This window comes from Azospirillum sp. A23, from assembly GCF_042938965.1.
GTDB classification, from domain to species: domain Bacteria; phylum Pseudomonadota; class Alphaproteobacteria; order Azospirillales; family Azospirillaceae; genus Azospirillum; species Azospirillum melinis.
This window is the reverse complement of record NZ_CP170666.1, coordinates 172,809-192,087: the sequence shown is the minus strand read 5'-3', so window position 1 is coordinate 192,087 and position 19,279 is coordinate 172,809. Positions and strand designations below refer to the sequence as shown.

Annotated in this window: 13 protein-coding genes; 8 read left to right on the top strand and 5 right to left on the bottom strand. The window is 66.8% G+C overall.

The genetic code is table 11. The annotated features are described in order from the left end of the window. Window positions 1-4: 4 nt before the first annotated feature. A complete protein-coding gene (locus ABNQ40_RS09910; protein WP_109049532.1) occupies window positions 5-1,333 on the bottom strand; it encodes a GH1 family beta-glucosidase in 1,329 nt (442 codons plus the stop codon). Between the two features lie 188 nt (window positions 1,334-1,521). Here ABNQ40_RS09910 and ABNQ40_RS09905 point away from each other — a divergent pair, with 188 nt between their 5' ends. Next, window positions 1,522-2,547, top strand: coding sequence for a hypothetical protein (locus ABNQ40_RS09905; RefSeq protein ID WP_199235311.1), 1,026 nt, complete (start codon window positions 1,522-1,524; stop codon window positions 2,545-2,547). A 37-nt stretch (window positions 2,548-2,584) separates the two neighbouring features. Here the strand turns inward: ABNQ40_RS09905 and ABNQ40_RS09900 are convergent, their stop codons facing one another. After that, entirely contained in the window at window positions 2,585-3,664 is a 1,080-nt protein-coding gene (locus ABNQ40_RS09900; RefSeq protein WP_109049530.1) for a transglycosylase SLT domain-containing protein, read from the bottom strand. A gap of 248 nt (window positions 3,665-3,912) precedes the next feature. Further along, entirely contained in the window at window positions 3,913-4,305 is a 393-nt protein-coding gene (locus tag ABNQ40_RS09895; RefSeq protein ID WP_247879744.1) for a hypothetical protein, read from the bottom strand. A gap of 655 nt (window positions 4,306-4,960) precedes the next feature. Here ABNQ40_RS09895 and ABNQ40_RS09890 point away from each other — a divergent pair. Beyond that, window positions 4,961-6,871, top strand: coding sequence for a cache domain-containing protein (locus ABNQ40_RS09890; protein ID WP_391346362.1), 1,911 nt, complete (start codon window positions 4,961-4,963; stop codon window positions 6,869-6,871). Between the two features lie 198 nt (window positions 6,872-7,069). Here ABNQ40_RS09890 and ABNQ40_RS09885 read toward each other — a convergent pair whose 3' ends face one another. Further along, on the bottom strand, window positions 7,070-8,530 hold the full coding sequence (locus tag ABNQ40_RS09885) for a catalase (protein ID WP_199235310.1): 1,461 nt from the start codon (window positions 8,528-8,530) through the stop codon (window positions 7,070-7,072). A gap of 124 nt (window positions 8,531-8,654) precedes the next feature. On the opposite strand from ABNQ40_RS09885, the gene ABNQ40_RS09880 reads away from it, so the two are divergent. The 3 genes from ABNQ40_RS09880 to ABNQ40_RS09870 all read left to right on the top strand — a co-directional run bounded on the left by ABNQ40_RS09880 (window position 8,655) and on the right by ABNQ40_RS09870 (window position 13,212). Beyond that, on the top strand, window positions 8,655-9,614 hold the full coding sequence (locus ABNQ40_RS09880) for a LysR substrate-binding domain-containing protein (protein WP_109049526.1): 960 nt from the start codon (window positions 8,655-8,657) through the stop codon (window positions 9,612-9,614). Between the two features lie 108 nt (window positions 9,615-9,722). Further along, window positions 9,723-12,074 (top strand): glycogen debranching protein GlgX, encoded by a 2,352-nt coding sequence (gene glgX / locus ABNQ40_RS09875; protein ID WP_109049525.1) that lies wholly within the window; start codon window positions 9,723-9,725, stop codon window positions 12,072-12,074. Window positions 12,075-12,141: 67 nt separating this feature from the next. After that, window positions 12,142-13,212, top strand: a complete 1,071-nt coding sequence (locus ABNQ40_RS09870; RefSeq protein ID WP_109049524.1) for a putative zinc-binding metallopeptidase — start codon at window positions 12,142-12,144, stop codon at window positions 13,210-13,212. Window positions 13,213-13,225: 13 nt separating this feature from the next. Here ABNQ40_RS09870 and ABNQ40_RS09865 read toward each other — a convergent pair whose 3' ends face one another. Continuing rightward, a complete protein-coding gene (locus ABNQ40_RS09865) occupies window positions 13,226-14,917 on the bottom strand; it encodes a GGDEF domain-containing protein (protein ID WP_109049523.1) in 1,692 nt (563 codons plus the stop codon). Between the two features lie 454 nt (window positions 14,918-15,371). On the opposite strand from ABNQ40_RS09865, the gene ABNQ40_RS09860 reads away from it, so the two are divergent. From ABNQ40_RS09860 to ABNQ40_RS09850, 3 genes are all read left to right on the top strand, one after another. Further along, window positions 15,372-16,481: a TRAP transporter substrate-binding protein gene (locus ABNQ40_RS09860; protein ID WP_109049522.1), complete on the top strand. Its 1,110-nt coding sequence runs from the start codon at window positions 15,372-15,374 to the stop codon at window positions 16,479-16,481. Window positions 16,482-16,806: 325 nt separating this feature from the next. Beyond that, window positions 16,807-17,916 carry an ABC transporter ATP-binding protein gene (locus tag ABNQ40_RS09855; protein ID WP_109049521.1) on the top strand — a complete coding sequence of 370 codons (1,110 nt, stop codon included), beginning with the start codon at window positions 16,807-16,809 and terminating at the stop codon, window positions 17,914-17,916. A gap of 67 nt (window positions 17,917-17,983) precedes the next feature. Next, complete coding sequence (locus tag ABNQ40_RS09850; protein WP_109049520.1) at window positions 17,984-19,030, top strand: ABC transporter substrate-binding protein; 1,047 nt, start codon at window positions 17,984-17,986, stop codon at window positions 19,028-19,030. Window positions 19,031-19,279: the final 249 nt, after the last annotated feature.

The window sequence follows — 19,279 nt, the reverse complement described above, 5'->3', positions numbered from 1 at the left end:
CCGCTCACGCCCCCCGGATCAGGTCCGAATACCAGCGCGCGGACTCCTTCGGGATCCGCGCCTGGGTTTCGAAATCCACCCGCACGATGCCGAACCGCGTGCCGTAGCCGCCGCCCCATTCGAAATTGTCCAGCAGCGACCAGACGAAATAGCCGCGCACGTCGGCCCCCAGCCGCTTCGCCTCCGCCATCGCTGCGATGTAGGCCTGGAGGTAGGACAGCCGTTCCGCATCCATGACCCGCCCTTCGGCGTCGGGCGTTTCCGCCGCCTTGGTGCCGTAGCCGTTCTCCGTCACATAGACCGGCAGGCGGTAGCGGCGGGTCAGGTCGAGCAGCGTGTCGCGGAAACAGCCGGGATCGTAGGGCCAGTCGATGGCCGTCCGCTGCATCCCCGGCGGCGGCGAGCCGAAGCCGAAGCCCCAGATCAGGCTGTCGTCCTTGCGGCCATAGACCGGGGCGTAATGGTTCAGCCCGAACCAGTCCACCGGCCGGGCGATGCGCGCCATGTCACCGGGCTGCACATAGGGCTCGATGGCCTCGGCGATGCGGCGCGGGTAATGGGCCAGCAGCTGCGCGTCGGGGAAGGCGCGGTTCCAATGCTCGTCGAACAGGGCCGCCGCCTCGACATCCTCCGGCCTGTCGGTCTCCGGCCGCATCGGCTGGACGCTGTGCACCGCACCGATGGAGGCATCCGGCACCAGGGCGCGCAGCACGTCGACCCCGGCGCCATGGGCGAGGTTGACGTGGTGGATCACCTTCAAATGGGTGGCACGGTCGGCGATGCTGGGCGCCCCCCAGCCGAAGGCCCAGCCGAACAGGGTGAAGACCGAGAACTCGTTGAAGGTGGCCCAGCGCTTGACCCGGTCGCCGTAGCGCCGGGCGCAGAGGGCAGCGTAATCCTCGAACCAGCCGATGCTGTCGCGGCTGGCCCAGCCGCCCATGTCCTGCAAGGCCTGCGGCAGGTCCCAGTGATAGAGGCAGAGCCAGGGCTCGATCCCCTTGTCCAGCAGCCGGTCGATCAGCCGGTCGTAGAACTCCAGCCCCTTGCCGTTCGGCGCCCCGCGCCCGCGCGGCAGCACCCGCGGCCAGGAGACGGAGAAGCGGTAGGCCTGCAAGCCCAACTCCGCCATCAGATCCACGTCCTGCGGCATCCGGTGGTAATGGTCGCAGGCGACGTCGCCGCTGTCGCCATTGTCGACCCGGCCCTTCAGCTTGCAGAAGCTGTCCCAGATGCTGGGCGCCCGCCCGTCGGCCTCCGCCCCGCCTTCGATCTGATAGGCGGAGGTGGAGGCGCCCCACAGGAACTCTTTGGGAAAAACCGGACGTTCGGCCATGGCGGATCACCCGAATGGAGAGGTCTGGAATCCTACCCCTTTCCCGCCGGGGTGGAAGGGGCCAATCGTCGCTGGCGGCACCACCCTCCGCCGGGTATTCCGTCACCATATCGCGGTCGACAGGACGGCGCGGCGCTCCTATGGTCTCGCCGACCGGACGAGCGAATTCAGAAAGGAACGGGCGCATCATGGCGAAAAAGGACGGAGTCAACGGCAAGGGCGGCCAGTTCAGCGGGACGCCGGCCGACCGGCTGGTCCGGCTGTGGCGCAACAATGACGAACGCTTCGGCGCCTTGCTGGACGAGGTGCTGGACGGCAACCGCCAGGGCGTGATCGAGGCGGCGGTGGGCAAGCTGCGCGAGGAGGAGAGCTACGACTTCATGGACGAGGTCGAGGCTTTCTCGGAAACGGCGCAGAGCACCGACGAGCAGGGCGACCCGACCCTGTCGACCCTGTTCTGGCTGGCGCTGGAGGTCGATGGCCGGCTGGACGAGCCGCCGTCGGTCGACACCATCGAACGCGCGCTGGATTCGGCCGGGCTGCTGGAGAAGGCGTCCGACATGCGTCTGCTGCCGCTATGGCTGGATCCGGAGCCGCTGTCCTATCTTGAGGCCGCCGACCGCCGCACCCTGCTGCGCCGCCTGATCGACTCGACGGAGGCGGCGGAGACCTTCGTGCGCGAACAGGATCTGGTCGCCGCCCCCGACGACGCCGGCATCCGCCTCGTCGGCGTGGTCGGTCTGGTGATCGAGGAGGATGCCGAGCAGGAGGGCGAGGCGATGCCCGACCCGCTCAACCTCGGCTTCGCCGGCGAGGGCCGGGAGATGGAGATCGACCCCATCGAGCAGGAGCGCATCCGCCAGTCGATGGTCGCCTTCGCGGAGGCGGTCGGCGCCGCCGACCCGCGGGTCAAGCGCTGCGAGCCGGTCGGCGGGCTGAACGACCTGCTGGACTTCACCGCCGAAGGCGTCTGGCCGGACGACGTGGGTGCCAACTTCGACGAGGTCAACGACTTCCTCGACATCGCCGGCAACGAGACCGGCGACGGCGTGCTGGACGTGGCGGTGAGTGAGGGGCCGGACGGCTTGCAGCTGCGCGCCTACAACTCCGACGGCGTGCTGCTGGACGAACGGTCGTTCGACCTGAGCGGCGACCGCGCGGAAGAGGCGCTGGCCCTGATCAAGCGCCGCTGCCGCCGCGTCAGCGAAGGCTGATCGGCAAGGGGGCGATAGTTGGGGGTCCGGGGGCCGGTCAGGCCCCCGGCGCCACCACGAAGCAGGCCATGCCCTGGTTGACCAGCCCGCTGCAGGCGTTGGCCGCGTCCTGCTGCGACAGGCCGGACAGGCGGGCGCGGTAGAGCGGCCCGGTCTGGGTATCCACCGCCTGCACGATCCGCTGCGAGCGCGACAGCACCGGCACCGAGCTGCGGGCGCGGTCGATCACGCGCTGGCTGTCGTCGGGCGAGCGGAAGGCGCCGAGCTGCACCGTCCACACCCCGCCGCCGGCCGTCGCGGCACCCGCCATCGTCGCCACCGGCCGCGGAGCCGGAGCATCGGGGGTGGAGGTGTCGGGCGCCACCACGCGCACGGCCGGGGCCGGTGCCGGAGTGGGGGAGGGCAGGGCCGCCACCGCGATCGGCGGGCGGCTGGCTGCCGGCCGGTTGCTGGCGGGCGGCGTGTAGGACGGCGCCGGATTGACGGGCGCCGAATAGGAGGAGGACGGCCGCGCGTAGGGCGAGCCGTAATCCGGCGGCGAATCGGACGAGGTGGATGGCGGCGCGCTGACCAGCACGATGTCGGCGCCGTTGGGCGCCGGGGTGCGGTTCAGCCGCGGCCCGACCGACGCGATGTAGCGCTTGGTCTCGCCCGGCAGGGTGCGCTTGCCGGCCAGATAATCGCCGTAACAGCCGGGCCCGCAGTTGTAGGCGCCGAGGAAGCCCGGCGCGCCGAACAGATTGTACATCTCGCGCAGGTAGGCGGTGCCGGCGATGATGTTGTCATGCGGATCGAATGGGTCGGAGCCCAGATTGTGCTTGCGCCGCATCTCGTCATAGGTCGCGGGCATCACCTGCATCAGGCCCATGGCGCCGGCCTTGCTGACGATGGGTTTGCCGTTGACCGTGGTGCGCCCGCCGCTCTCCTGGCGGATCACCTCGCGGATCCACAGCTCCGGCATGTCGAACCGCTTGGATGCCTCCGCGACATGGGCATCGACTTCCTCCGGAGAGGCAACGCGATGTGAACCGCCCCCGCTGGCGCAGGCGCTCAGCAGGGCGGTCAAGGCGGCGCAGGTCAGCAACGGCTTCAGGCGACGCACGGAACCCCCGGTCATCGTTCAGTTCAATCTTTTGGATAAGCCCGATTTGGAGGTACGGACATTTGCACATTCCCGGCCCGCCGTAAACCGTCCCAGCTGTGACCTTCGACGCGGCCGGAGAACGCGGAGGGGGAGGGGGCTTTCAGTCCTTCGGACGCGCAAGCGGCCGTCCGGGCATCTGCCGTCCGGTGCGGCCTATGGCGGGATTTCCGTCGCCGGATTTTCGGGCCATCGGCTTTCGCGGCGATCAGCGTTCGGGGTTCTCAACTCTCCCGGTCGTCGTCCGGATCGCGGCGGGTCGCCAGTTCGCGCATCAGCCGCTCCTTTGCGGTCTTCCGGCTCGGCCGGCCGCCGCCGCGCCCGAACAGCCCGCCCAGCAGCCCGCCGGGCTTCGGCGCGTCCTCCGGCTCCTCGGTCATCTGGGCGCGCTCCGCCTCGCGCCGGGCCAGCATGGCGGCGCGGTCGACCAGCGGGTTGCGCAGCCGGCGCGGCAGCGCCTTGAAGGCGAGGTTGGCGCGTTCAAGGTCGACGAGATCCTCGGTGGAGCGGGCGATGCGCAGCGCCACCCGCAGCAGGTCGAGCCGCCACGCATCCTCCGGCGCATGCGGGAGCGTCTCCGCCGCCGCCAGCAGGGTATCCAGCCCCTTGCCGGTCAAGGCGCTGGTGGATCGTTCCCCGCTGGATCGCTCCCCATTGGGTCTGTCGGTGTCGCGGTCCCGTCCCATTCCGTCATCGAAGCTGTCGCACCGAAGGCGGACTTTAGGACGCCGACCGCCGCTTTGTCTGCCCCCAAGCGGGGGCCACACCGTTTGGGTGGGGGAGGGCAGGGAATTTGGCTTTGCCGGGAGATGCGGACGGAGCCGACATGCGGCCCTGCGCCGGTCCTTTTGAAAAGTCCATCATCGATGAAGCGAACTGCGGCGTGAAGGAACGGCTTTCTGCTGTGTGCCAGAGTTGCAAGACGTCGGGTGGTCCGCCGGAGGGAAGCGGGAAAGAGATATCGTTTCCGGCGTTGTATTGAGCTCAAGTGCCGAATATCTGTGCACATGAAGCGTCTCTAATGCTGTGTCCGGTCAAGACGTTGCCAGACCAAGACTGCAGGCTTCTGTGAAGCTGTGGTGGCTCCCCAAATGCAGTTAGTGCTTTCTTCATCATTTCCGGCCGTAGCTAATATTACAGTATGCAGAGACGGTATGGCCGGGCGAAGGCCAAGGCAGCTCTACCCGATCCTGCGGTATAGCCAGGAGAGCGACCATGTTCCGGGGAATGAAGATCGGTGCCCGTTTGGCGGTTGCTCTGGCGGGAAGCGTCGTGCTGGCGGTCGGTGCGACCACGCTCAGCAACTTGTGGCTCAGCCGGCTGCTCGTCGAACATGCCGCCGACAATCAACTGAAGACGCTGCAGGAATTCCTGGATGCGAATGTCGCGAGCGAGGCCCGGCGTGCCCTGACCCTCGCCCAGGCACTGGCGGGAAACGGGGAAATCCAGGCGGCGTTCGCCGCGCAGGACCGCAACCGTCTGGCGGGCATGCTCGTGCAGGGGTTCAAGGATCTCAAGGAACAGCATGGCGTCACCCAGATGCAGTTCCACACACCGGCATCGGTATCGTTCCTGCGGGTTCATCGTCCGGAGAAATTCGGCGATGACCTGTCCTCGTTCCGCTTCACCGTGGTCGAGGTGAACAAGACCCGCAAGCCGGTCTTCGGGCTGGAGAACGGCGTGGAGGGACTCGGCATCCGCGGTGTCGTGCCGATGGTCAGCCAGGGAGCCCAGATCGGCTCCTTCGAGGTCGGCCTGTCCTTCGGCAAGCCGTTCTTCGAAGCGTTCCACAAGGAGACCGGTGCCGAGGTCGCGTTCCATACCGTAAAGGACGGAGGCTTCGAAACCTTCGCCTCGACCTTCCGAGAGGCGCTTGCCCTCGGCCAGGACCGGATGAAGGACGCGCTGATCCGGGAATCGGAGGTGCAGACCCACCAGCTCGGCGGCGCCAGCTACGCCGTCCGGCTCGCTCCCGTCCGCGACTATCGTGGAACCGCCATCGGTTTCTACACCATCGCGATGGACCGGAGCGCGTTCGACGCGGAAATTGCTGAAGCGCGGACCTCGGCGATCCTGATCGGATTGGCGGTGCTCGCGGTGGCGCTCGGCGTCGCCTGGCTGGTGAACCGGGGAATTGCACGTCCCATCCAGGGGATGACCGAGTCGATGGGCGACCTCGCCAAGGGGAACACCGATATCCGCGTTTCCGGGATCGGGCGCCGCGACGAGATCGGCGCCATGGCCGACGCGCTCGAGGTCTTCCGCCGCGGCATGATCGAAACCGAGGCGCTGCGGGCCGAGCAGGAGGTTCTGAAGCAGCGGGCGCAAGAGGATCGGCGGGCGGCGATGCTCGACCTTGCCGACCGATTCGAGGAGAGGATCGGCCGTCTGGTCGGAGCCGTATCCTCGGCGGCGACGGAAATGGAGGCATCGGCAGGGTCGATGTCGTCCACCGCGGAGCAGACGAACCGGCAATCCGCCGCGGTGGCCGCGGCCTCCGAGCAGACGTCCGCCAATGTCCAGACGGTGGCGGCGGCGACCGAGGAGCTTGCCGCCTCCATCACCGAGATCGCCAGCCAGGCGTCGCAGTCGCACAGCGTGGCGGGCAATGCCGTGACCGATGCGAGGCAGACTGACGAGGCCGTGCGCAAGCTGGCCGACAGTGCGAAGCGGATCGGGCAGGTCGTGGATCTGATCCAGGATATCGCGAGCCAGACCAATCTCCTGGCGCTGAACGCGACCATCGAAGCGGCGCGGGCCGGTGAAGCCGGAAAGGGCTTCGCCGTGGTGGCTTCCGAAGTCAAGGCGCTCGCCACCCAGACCGCGCGGGCGACCGACGAGATCAGGCAGCAGATCTCCCAGATGCAGCAGGATTCGGATGGTGCCGTCGACGCCATCAAGGGGATCGGCGGTGTGATCGGCGAGATCAGTGAGATCGCCGCGGCGATCGCTGCGGCGGTTGAAGAACAAGGCACCGCCACGCAGGAAATCTCGCGCAATGTCCAGCAGGCGGCCGTCGGAACGCAGGAGGTGTCCTCGCACATCGTCAGTGTTCGCGAGGCTGCCAATGAAACCGGGGCGGCGGCGGCACAGGTCCTCGGTGCGGCCCAGGAACTGTCGCATCAGGCAGAGGTCCTGGCGGCCGAGGTCAAGGGCTTCCTCGACAATGTCCGGGCGGCATAGCGCACAGCCGGTCGGCGGGCGGTCTTCACAGAAAAAGCCCCCTCCCCGTCGCCGGGAAGAGGGCTGCAAGTCAGTCGGGGGAAATTCGTGGCAGGATGCCGGCAATCATGCCGGCGCCCGCGGGGGCAGGCGCGGCATCCCGAAGCCGGCCCTTGCGCAACGCAGCGAAAGGGCCGGGAAACTCACCTCACAATCGGGTTATTCGGCGGCCTGCGCCACGGTCAGTCCCAGCCGCTTCGCCACGCCCTCGCCATAGGCCGGGTCGGCGGCCAGGAAATGGTTCAGCTGGCGCTGCTGGATGGTCAGCGGGGCGTTGCGCAGGCTGCCGGCGATGTTGTCCATCAGGCGGGCCTGGGCTTCCGCGCCGATCAGGCGGAACAGCGCGCCGGCCTGGGCGTAGTCGTCGTTGCCTTCGCGGTGGTCGTAGTGCGCGGCGTCGCCGCTGATGCGCAGCGGCGGCTCGCTCGCCACGCCGGTCTGGGTTGGGCCGCCGAAGCTGTTCGGCTCGTAGTTCGGCCGGCCGCCACCGTTGCCGTCGGTGCGCATGGCGCCGTCGCGCTGGTAATTGTGCACCGGGCAGCCCTGCGGCTTGTTCACCGGGATGGTGGCGTAGTTGCCGCCCAGCCGGTAGCGGTGGGCGTCGGCATAGGCGAACAGCCGGCCTTGCAGCATCTTGTCCGGGCTGAAGGAGATGCCGGGCACCACGCTGGCCGGGCTGAAGGCCGACTGCTCGGTCTCGGCGAAGAAATTCTCCGGATTGCGGTTCAGCACCAGTTCGCCGATCTCGACCAGGGGGTAATTGGCGTGCGGCCAGACCTTGGTCAGGTCGAACGGGTTGATGCGGTAGGTGTCGGCCTCGACCTCCGGCATGATCTGCACCGACACGGTCCAGGCCGGGAAGTCGCCGTCCTCGATGGCGGCGTACAGGTCGCGGGTGGCGTGGTCGGGGTCGATGCCGCTCATGGCTTCCGCCTGTTCGGCGGTCAGGTTCTGGATGCCCTGGCGGGTCTTGAAGTGGTACTTGACCCAGAAGCGCTCGTTGGCCGCGTTGATCCAGGAGAAGGTGTGGCTGCCGAAGCCGTCCATGTGGCGATAGCCGCGCGGGGTGCCGCGGTCGCTGAACAGGATGGTCAGTTGGTGCATCGTCTCCGGCGACAGCGAGAAGAAGTCCCACATCGCGGTGGGATCCTTCAGGTTGGTGGCCGGGTTGCGCTTCTGGGTGTGGATGAAGTCCGGGAACTTCAGCGGATCGCGCAGGAAGAAGACCGGCGTGTTGTTGCCGACCAGATCGTAATTGCCCTCTTCCGTATAGAACTTCACCGCGAAGCCGCGCGGGTCGCGGGCGGCATCGGCGGACCCCTTCTCGCCGCCGACGGTGGAGAAGCGCAGGAAGACATCCGTCTCCTTGCCGACGCCCGACAGGAAGGCGGCCTTGGTCCACGCCGTCACGTCGCGGGTGACGCGGAAGGTGCCATAGGCGCCGGCGCCCTTGGCATGCACCACCCGCTCCGGAATGCGTTCGCGGTTGAAGTGGGCCAGCTTCTCGATCAGGTGGAAATCCTGGAGCAGCAGCGGACCGCGCGGCCCGGCGCTCAGCGAATTCTGGTTGTCGGGAACGGGCTGGCCGAAGCTGGTGGTCAGGGTGCTCATCCGGGTCATCCTCGTTGGGGCGGTGTCGCCTGAAGCGGCATCATTGTCTCGCCCCTGGTTATCCGGCGTCTTGAACGATATATCCAAGACATAGAAGGAAATGTACCAATAGGCGCTGTCTATGAATGTCTCTATGACTCTCTCCGGCCTGTCCCTGCGCGACCTGGAATATGTCGTCGCCGTCGCCGAGCTGCGCCATTTCGGCCGCGCCGCCGAACGCTGCGCCGTCAGCCAGCCGTCGCTGAGCGCCCAGATCCGCAAGCTGGAGGAACTGCTCGGCCTCTCTCTGTTCGAGCGGACCAGCCGCAAGGTCCTGCTCACTCCGCGCGGCGAGGCCATCGTGGCCCAGGCCCGCGTCGTGCTGGAGGAGGCGCGGCGCCTGCTGGCGCTGGCCGACGGGTCGGACGGGGCGCTGAGCGGACGGCTGCGTCTGGCGGCGATCCACACGCTCGGCCCCTACCTGTTCCCGCATATCCTGCCGCAGCTGCGCACCTCATGGCCCGACCTGACCCTGATCCTGTCGGAGGGCCGCACCGACAGCCTGCTGGACGAACTGCGCGACGGGCGGCTCGATGCCGTTCTGCTGGCCCTGCCGGTGGAGACGGACGGGCTGACCGCCGAAGCGCTGTTCTTCGAACCCTTCCTGCTCGCCCACCCTGCCGGCCATCGCCTGTGCGGCGCTCCCCACCTGTCGCTGGGCGATCTCGATCCGGCGGAGCTGCTGCTGCTGGAAGAGGGGCATTGCCTGCGCGATCAGGCGCTGGCCGCCTGCGGCCTCAGCGCGCGGGGCGGTGGTGTGCATGCGACCGGGCTGGAAACCCTGCGTCACATGGTGGCGGCCGGGGCGGGCTGCACGCTGATGCCGTTGCTGGCGACCAGGGGGGAGGAGGGACGGACCGCCACCGTTGGCGGGCTGGTCGATTACCGTCCCTTCGACGGGGCATCCGCAGGGGTGCGGCCGCCCGGCCGGGTCATCGGTCTGGTCTGGCGGGCGAGCGATCCGCGCGACCGCGGCCTGCGCGATCTGGCGGCCTTGCTGCGCCGCACTCTGCCGCCGGGCACGGAATCCGTTCTATCCCGAAGAGATGACTGAGGCCGGAAGGAACAAGCGCCCATCGGCTGGGTTGAAGGCTCGGCCCGCGCCTCTAACTGTCCAGTGACGCGGGAATGACTTTCGATCCAGGCGGAGAAACGGGCGACCATGGCAAATATCCTGAAACAGGCAACGCGGCTCGGTGAAGGATTGCCTTTTCCTCTGGGCGCGACATGGGACGGGCTTGGCGTCAACTTCGCCTTGTTTTCCGCGAACGCGACCAAGGTCGAACTGTGTCTGTTCGATGAAAGCGGCGAGGAGGAGCTTGAGCGCATCGAGCTTCCCGAATTCACCAACGAGATCTGGCACGGCTATCTGCCCGACGCCCGCCCCGGCCTGCTTTACGGCTACCGCGTGCATGGCCCCTACGAGCCGGAGAACGGCCACCGCTTCAACGCGAACAAGCTGCTGCTGGACCCCTATGCCAAGGAGCTGGTCGGCGAGATCCGCTGGAACCCGGCCCATTTCGGCTATGTCATGGAGTCGGGCGACGACCTGACCTTCGACGAGCGCGACAGCGCCCCCTTCATGCCCAAGTGCAAGGTGATCGACCCCGCCTTCACCTGGGGCCGCGACCTCAAACCCGGCACCGCCTGGGACCGCACCATCTTCTACGAAACCCATGTGAAGGGCTTCACCAAGCTGCATCCGGCGGTGCCCGACAGCCTGCGCGGCACCTATGGCGGCATGGCGGTGAAGGAGGTCGTCGACTACATCAAGTCGCTCGGCGTCACCTCGGTGGAGCTGCTGCCGGTCCATGCCTTCGTCCAGGACCAGCATCTGGTCGACAAGAATCTCGCCAACTACTGGGGCTACAATTCCATCGGCTTCTTCGCGCCGGAGCCGCGCTATGCCGCATCGGGCAACACGATCAAGGAATTCAAGGAGATGGTCGCCCATCTCCACAATGCCGGGCTGGAGGTGATCCTCGACGTCGTCTACAACCACACGGCCGAGGGCAACGAGCGCGGGCCCACCCTGTCCTTCAAGGGCATCGACAACGCCTCCTACTACCGCCTGCTTCCGGACCAGAAGCGCTACTACATCAACGAGACGGGGACCGGGAACACCGTCAATCTCAGCCACCCGCGCGTGTTGCAGATGGTGACCGACAGCCTCCGCTACTGGGCGACGGAGATGCATGTCGACGGCTTCCGCTTCGACCTCGCCACCATCCTCGGCCGCGAACCGTATGGTTTCGACGAGGGCGGCGGCTTCCTCGACAGCTGTTTGCAGGACCCGATCCTCAACAGCGTCAAGCTGATCGCCGAACCGTGGGACTGCGGCCCCGGCGGCTATCAGGTCGGCAATTTCCCGCCGGGCTGGGCGGAGTGGAACGACAAGTTCCGCGACACCGTCCGCGCCTTCTGGAAGGGCGACGAGGGCAAGCTGCCGGAGGTGGCGCCGCGGCTCTGCGGCTCGGGCGACGTCTTCAACAAGCGTGGGCGCAAGCCCTGGGCCAGTGTGAACTTCATCACCGCCCATGACGGCTACACGCTGAACGACCTCGTCTCCTACAACGACAAGCACAACGAGGCGAACGGCGAGGACAACAACGACGGCCACTCCCACAATCTGTCCTGGAACCATGGGGCGGAAGGGCCGACCGACGATCCGGAGATCAGGTCGCTCCGCGAACGGCAGAAGCGCAACCTGCTGGCGACGCTGTTGCTGTCGCAGGGTTCGCCGATGCTGCTGGCCGGCGACGAGTTCGGCAACACCCAGCACGGCAACAACAACGCCTATTGCCAGGACAACGAAACGGCCTGGCTGAACTGGGACGACATCGACGAGGACGGCCAGTCGCTGATCGAGTTCGTCCGCCGCGTCATCGCGATCCGCCAGTCCTTCCCCATGCTGCGCCGCGGCCGTTTCCTGTCGGGCGAATACAATGCCGAGTTCGACGTCAAGGACGTCACCTGGCTGACCCCCGCCGGCGACGAGATGGACGAGAGCCATTGGCACGACGGCAACGCCCGCTGCCTCGGCATGCTGCTGGACGGCCGCGGCCAGGCCAGCGGCATCAAGCGCCCGGCGATGGACGCCACCCTGCTGCTGGTCATCAACTCCCACCATGACGTGGTGGAGTTCACCCTGCCGGAGGTGACCGGTGGCAGCGTCTGGCGTTGCCTGCTCGACACCAACCTGCCCGACCCGGACGAGGTGCCGCGCGTCAACACCGGCGAGGGCTATATGGTGACCGGCCGCTCGCTGCTGCTGCTGGCGCTGGAACCTGACGGCAAGACCTCCTTCGCGCTCCGCCGCGCCGCCCGCGCCCTGCGCAACGTCGCCGAGAGCCCGACCCTGTCCTTCGGCGAGGAAAACACGGAGACGGCGAAGACGGCGGAGACCCCGGCGGAAACCGTTGAGGCTGAGGAGACGAAGGAGCCGGCCGAGGCCGAAGCGGCTGCGGAGCCCGCACCGGCGAAGGGCGAAGCCCCCGCGAAGAAATCCACCTGACTCATCGCCTTGTTTCTCCCTCTCCCCGCAAGGGAGAGGGGGCCTCCCGGACCCCGGACCGCCCGCCATGAAACTCTACGAATGCCAGAACTGCCACCAGCCTCTCTACTTCGAGAACACGCTGTGCGAGCGCTGCGGCTACCGGCTCGGCTATCTGCCGGATGTGGGAACCCTGTCGGCCATCGACCCGACCGACCATGACGGGGTATGGAGCGCACTCGCCACCAGCGAACCGCTCTACAAATTCTGCGCGAACGCCGAGCTGGACGCCTGCAACTGGATGCTGCCGGCCGATTCGGCCGACACCCACTGCGCCGCCTGCCGGCACAACCACATCATCCCCGACCTGTCCGACACCGACAATCTGACGCGCTGGCGCAAGCTGGAGCTGGCCAAGCATCACCTGTTCTACACCCTGACCAACCTGAAGCTGCCCTTGCAGACCCGGATCGAGAACCCGGAGGAAGGACTGGCCTTCGATTTCCTGACCGACACGGTGGCCCCCGACGGCACGGTGACGCCGGTGCTGACCGGCCATGCCAACGGCCTGATCACCATCAACGTCGCCGAGGCCGACGACGCCGAGCGCGAGAAGCGCCGCACCGAGATGGGCGAGCCCTACCGCACGCTGCTCGGCCATTTCCGGCACGAGATCGGCCATTACATCTGGGACCGTCTGGTGCGCGACGACCCGGCCCTGCTGGAACGGTTCCGCGCCCTGTTCGGCGACGAGCGGGAGGATTACGGCGAGGCGCTGAAGCGCCATTACGCCAACGGCGCGCCGGCCGACTGGCAGGCCAACTTCGTCAGCACCTATGCCACCGCCCACCCGTGGGAGGATTTCGCCGAGACCTGGGCGCACTATCTGCACATCGTCGACACGCTGGAGACCGCCCGCGCCTTCGGCCTGAAGATCCGGCCGCGCATCACCGAGGGGGCCGAACTGGAATCGGAAATCGACTTCAACCCCCACAAGGCCCGGCGGATCGAGGATCTGATCGAGCCCTGGCTGCCTCTGACCTATGCGGTGAACAGCCTGAACCGCAGCATGGGCCAGCCGGATCTCTACCCCTTCATCCTGTCGCCCGCGGTGATCGAGAAGCTGGGTTTCATGAACGGGATGGTGCGGGGGCTGTAACGGAGCCCCATTTTCAACCCTCCGCCCCCATCACCGACCGAATCCAGCGCACCGCGCGGTTGCGCCCGTCGCGCTTCGCCTTGTAAAGCGCGGCGTCGGCGTGGCGCATCACCGTCGCCATGTCGCGGTCGTCCTCCGGCCAGGAGGCGATGCCGATGGAACAGCCGACCCTGATCCGCTCGCCGTTGAACGACACCGGTTCGTTGACGGCGGCGATGATCCGGGCGGCCAGTTCCGTGGTGTCCGGGGCCGGGCGGCCGGCGCGGCGGGGAAGCACGGCGGCGAACTCGTCGCCGCCCAGCCGGGCGACCACGTCGTCGTCGCGGAAGATGCTGGCCAGCCGGCCGCCGATCTGGCGCAGCACGACATCGCCGGCATCGTGGCCCAGCCGGTCGTTCACCGGCTTGAAGCCGTCGAGATCGATGTACATCACCGTCGCCGAGCCGCCGCCGCCGCCGGTGGAGGCCTCGACATACTGCTCGAAATAGCGCCGGTTCGGCAGCGCCGTCAGCCGGTCCTCGTAGGCGATGTCCTCCAGCCGCATCAGCGCGGCGTCCTTGTTGGTCAGGCTGTCGATCATCTCGCGCAGCGACGCGGAAAGCCGGCGGATCTCCGCCGCACCGCCGACGTCGGGGATCGTGACGCCGCGCTCGCCCTTGCCGATCTGTTCGGCGGCATCGGCGATGGCACCCAGCGGACGGGCGATGCGGCCGGCGGCGATCCAGCCGAGTCCGCTGAACAGCAGGGCCAGCAGCGCGCCCACCCCGATGATCATCGTCAGCAGGCGGTCGGTCTCGGCATTGACGATGTCGGCCGGCTGGCTGGCGACGACGGTCCAGCCCAGCCCGGCGTAGTCGTGCAGCCCCTTGCCGTGGGCGACGCCGGTGACATAGGTGATGCCGTCGGGCCAGACCTCGCTGCGCCAGCCGTCGCGCTGCCTGGAGTTCAGCGTCGCCACCGGCAGGGGCTTCCCGACGGCCGAATCGGGGCCGATCAGAACGGTGCCGTCGGCCGACAGGATATAGAGCGTCAATCCCTTGTGGTCGGCGAGCGGCTCGACCAGCTGACGGATCAGGGCATGTGCCCATTCCCAGCTGTAATGGGTCGCCAGCACACCCACCGTGCTGCCGTCGGCCTTTTGCAGCGGGGCGGACACATCGACGAATTTCGGCGTCTCGCCTTCCAGGTAGGGCACCTTGCCGCGCAGTGCCACCGCCTCGTGGACGTCGCCGACGAACAGGCCCTTCATGCCTTCCTGATGGACCGGACGGCTGGAGATGTCGGCCCCCATCAGCAGCCCGTTGGACGCGGCGACCACCCGTCCCTTCACATCGGTCATGCCGATCCAGGCGATGGTCGGGTCGCGGCGCTTCAACTCGTCGATGGTCGATTGCGCCACCGCCGGGTCCTTCAGCGCCTCGATGCGCGACAGCGCGGCGATCTGGTTGGCGCGCGCCCACATGGTCGAATCGAGCTGCCGCGCCAGCGATTGCGCCAGCCCGGTCATCGAGTTGCCGACCTCCTTTGCCAGCGCATCCGCCGCACCGTTGCCGACCACCAGCCCCTTCACCAGCGTCGAGCCGAGCAGAAGCACGGCGACGGTGACCGCAACGGTCGCCCGCAAGCCGATGGCCCGGCCCGGCTTGCGGGCGGGCATGCTGCGCTCTCCGGCAGTGCTGCCGCTCGGCTGTCCGATGGCCGTCATCGTGGCGTGATCCTTTCGGGCGATCTCGGCCCAGGCCGGATAAGGAACGGTCGGTGAAGACGCTCTATCATCCCAGCCCTTTATAAAGGGTCAAGCGGAACCATGACTTTATTGTGCAATCTGCGGGCGTGTCCGGTCGCGCTCCGGACCCGTTTCGAGCGCATGGCGATCAAAAAAGTTCGCAAAGCTGACTTTCAGCATATTGCGTAAAAAGGAAAAGGCCGCTAGCAATACAGCCGCGGCCCGAGTTTAGGGAGGAAACGCCTGAAAGGCGATAGAAACAACAAATAATGCTGCGTCGCCGAAAATCCAGCCCGATGAGGCTGGATTTTTCGTTTCCGCCGCAAGAATCTTCCTCCCAGCACCGTCGCCCCGTCAATGGGGGATTCCCCGGAGGGTTGGTTGCGCTATCATGTCGGCCCAACGAACCATAAGATCGGGAAGAGTCCTCATCATGAAACGGCGTGCGTTTCTCACCAGCGCCGGCGTCGGCCTTGCCGCCGCCGGGACCGTCGCGGCTCCGGCCATCGCGCAGTCCTCCAGCCACTCCTCCCAGCCCGAGATCAAGTGGCGCATGGCGTCGAGCTATCCCAAGAGCCTCGACACCATCTATGGCGCGGCCGAATTCATCGCCAGGCGCGTGTCCGACGCCACCGACGGCAAGTTCCAGATCCGCACCTTCGCGGCCGGCGAGATCGTCCCGGCGTTGCAGGTGCTGGACGCGGTGCAGAACGGCACGGTCGAGTGCGGCCAGTCGGCGGCCTATTTCTATGTCGGCAAGGATCCGACCTTCTGCTTCGACACTGCCATGCCCTTCGGCCTGAACACCCGCCAGCACATCGCCTGGATGATGCATGGCGGCGGGCTGGAGCTGATGCGGGAGGTGTTCAAGGACTACAACATCCACCACATCCCCGCCGGCAACACCGGTGCCCAGATGGGCGGCTGGTTCCGCAAGGAGATCAAGAGCCTGGACGACCTGAAGGGCCTGAAGATGCGCATCGGCGGTCTGGTCGGCCAGATCCTGACGCCCTTCGGCCTCGTGCCCCAGCAGCTCGGCGGCGGCGACATCTACCCGGCGCTGGAACGCGGCACCATCGACGCGGCGGAGTTCGTCGGCCCCTATGACGACGAGAAGCTCGGCTTCCACAAGGTCGCCAAATACTACTACTACCCCGGCTGGTGGGAGGGTTCGGCCCAGATCCCGCTGATGTTCAACATGCAGGCCTGGGAACAGCTGCCGAAATCCTACCAGACCATCCTGGAGCAGGCCTGCTGGGAGGCCAACAGCTGGATGATCGCCAAGTACGACACGCTGAACGCCGCGGCGCTGAAGCGGCTGGTCGGCGCCGGCGCCATCCTGCGTCCCTTCCCGCGCGACATGATGCAGGCCTGCGAGAAGGCGGCGTTCGAATTCTACGACAAGCTGGCCGCCAGCAATCCCCGCTTCAAGAAGGTCTATGACGGCTGGAAGCCCTTCCTGGAGCAGGAGCGTCTGTGGTTCCGCGTCGCCGAGAACGGCTTTGACAGCTTCGTCTACAGCCAGGCGGCGCAGCAGAAATAAGTCTGGAGTGCTGAGCCGTAATGGGGCGGGTCGCCTGCGGCGATTCGCCCCTCCCTTCGCGGCAAACACTGATTTTCATGCTGCCGTATGTCCGCTATCTCGATCATCGGTCTTCTCAATCGCACGCGGATGGAGCACACTGGCGGTCTAAGTGTGGGCATCGCCTTCGCATTTGCACAAAAAATTGGCAAACTGTTGAATTGATCAAGACATAGTCATTCCTCTTGTCTATTTTCTTAAACGCGTGTTACCGTCAGGGCCAGAAAGACGGACCGGGCCGGGGTGGCGTACCCGGCCGCAGGTCGCCTGTGACGGGAGCGGACGGATGGACGGCGGGATGATCGCGACGACAGATACCCTGGTGCGCTTCACCGGGGTGCAGAAGACCTACGATGGCGAGCATCTCGTGGTGAAAAGCCTCGATCTCGACATCCGCAAGGGCGAATTCCTGACGCTGCTGGGGCCGTCGGGGTCGGGCAAGACCACCACGCTGATGATGCTGGCCGGGTTCGAGGTGCCGACCCATGGCGACATCTTCATCGGCGACCGGCCGATCAAGAACGTGCCGCCGCACAAGCGCGACATCGGCATGGTCTTCCAGAACTACGCCCTGTTCCCCCACCTGACCATCGAGGAAAACGTCGCCTTCCCGCTGTCGGTCCGCGGCGTTTCCAAGGCGGAAACCAAGGACCGGGTTCGGGCCGCGCTCGACATGATCAAGCTCGGCAACCTCGCCGGCCGCCGTCCCGGCCAGCTGTCGGGCGGCCAGCAGCAGCGCGTGGCGCTCGCCCGCGCCCTGGTCTTCAACCCGGCCCTGGTGCTGATGGACGAGCCGCTGGGCGCGCTGGACAAGCGCCTGCGCGAGCATATGCAGCTGGAGATCAAGCGGCTGCACGAGACGATGGGCCTGACCGTCGTCTACGTCACCCACGACCAGGGGGAGGCGCTGACGATGTCCGACCGCATCGCGGTCTTCAACGACGGCATCGTCCAGCAGATCGACCGGCCGGATGCGCTGTACGAGCGGCCGGTGAACAGCTTCGTCGCCAACTTCATCGGCGAGAACAATGTTCTGAGCGGCGTTGTCGAAAATATCGAACAGGGCTGGGCGCGGGTCGCGCTGGATGCCGGCGGTTCGGTGGTGGCGCAGGCGGTGAACATCGGCGGCGCCGGCAACCGCACCTCGCTGTCGCTCCGCCCGGAACGCGTGGCCATCGAGACCGGCGACAGCGGCGACAGCACGATGAACCGGCTGCCGGCGACGCTGACCGACCTGATCTATCTCGGCGACCACACGCTGGCGGTGCTGAGCACCCCGGCCAACCCGGAATTCATGGTCAAGCTGCCGGCCGGCTCCTATGCCGGCCTGGTGCCGGGCCAGGACGTCTACATCGCTTTCCGCCCGGAGGACTGCCGGGCGCTCGATCCGGTCTGAGGACGTGGTTCCTCGGCACCAGGGTGCCTTCCAGCAACAACAACCACGACGAATAAGGACGGGGATCATGTCGAAGATTAAGGTGGCTCTCGGTTTCGCTGCGACCTTCACCGCCCTCACGGCCCTGTCATCGGCGGCCAGCGCCCGCGACCTCACCGTCGTGTCGTGGGGCGGCGCCTATCAGGACGTCCAGAAGAAGGTGTATTTCGAGCCGTTCAAGGCCACCGGCACGGCGATGAACGACGAGTCCTGGGACGGCGGCGTCGGCGTCCTGCGCGCCAAGGTCCAGGGCGGCGCCTCGACCTGGGACGTGGTGCAGGTCGAGAGCGAGGAGCTGGCGCTCGGCTGTGACGAGGGCCTGTACGAGAAGATGAACTTCTCCAAGATCGGCGGCGAGGATGCCTATCTGCCGTCGACGGTCAACGCCTGCGGCGTCGGCGCCATCGTCTATGACTTCGTCCTGGGCTACGACAAGGACAAGCTGAAGGACGCGCCGAAGAGCTGGGCCGATTTCTTCGACACCAAGAAGTATCCGGGCAAGCGCGGCCTGCGCCAGGGCGCCAAGACCACGCTGGAAATCGCGCTGATGGCCGACGGCGTGGCGCCTGCCGACGTCTACAAGGTTCTGGGCACCGAGGCCGGCATCGACCGCGCCTTCAAGAAGCTCGACACCATCAAGAACGACATCGTCTGGTGGAAGGCCGGCGCCCAGCCGCCGCAGCTGCTGGCCTCGGGCGAGGTGGCGATGACCTCGGTCTACAACGGTCGCATCGACGCCGCCAACAAGAAGGAAAGCAAGAACTTCGGCATGGTGTGGAACGGCGCGCTCTACACCGTCGACAGCTGGGTTATCCTGAAGGGCAGCCCGAACGTCGATGCCGCCTACAAGTTCCTGAGCTTTGTCGGCAAGCCTGAGAACCAAGCCAAGCTGTCCGAAGGCATCGCCTACGGCACCTCGAACAAGAAGGCCCCGGCGCTGCTGTCCAAGGCGGTCCTGGCCGACCTGCCGACCGCGCCGGACAACATGAAGAGCGCGGTGGAGATCAACACCGACTTCTGGCTGGAGAACATCGACCGCCTGACCGAGCGCTTCAACAAGTGGGCGGCGAAGTAAGCTTTATCTGAGGGCCACCTCATACCCCCTCTCCCCCGCTCACGCGCAAACTTCGTTTGCGCTGACGCGACAGGCGGACCTTTGGTCCGCCGAAAGCGGGAGAGGGTCGGGGTGAGGGGGATGCACAGCGGCACGCGTCGAGCCGATAAGCGCCTCCCCCACTTAAGTTTTTTTGGCGGACTATTTCCCGCCCTTCGGTGACCGGACGCCATGCGTCCCCCTCACCCTGACCCTCTCCCCGGGGGGGAG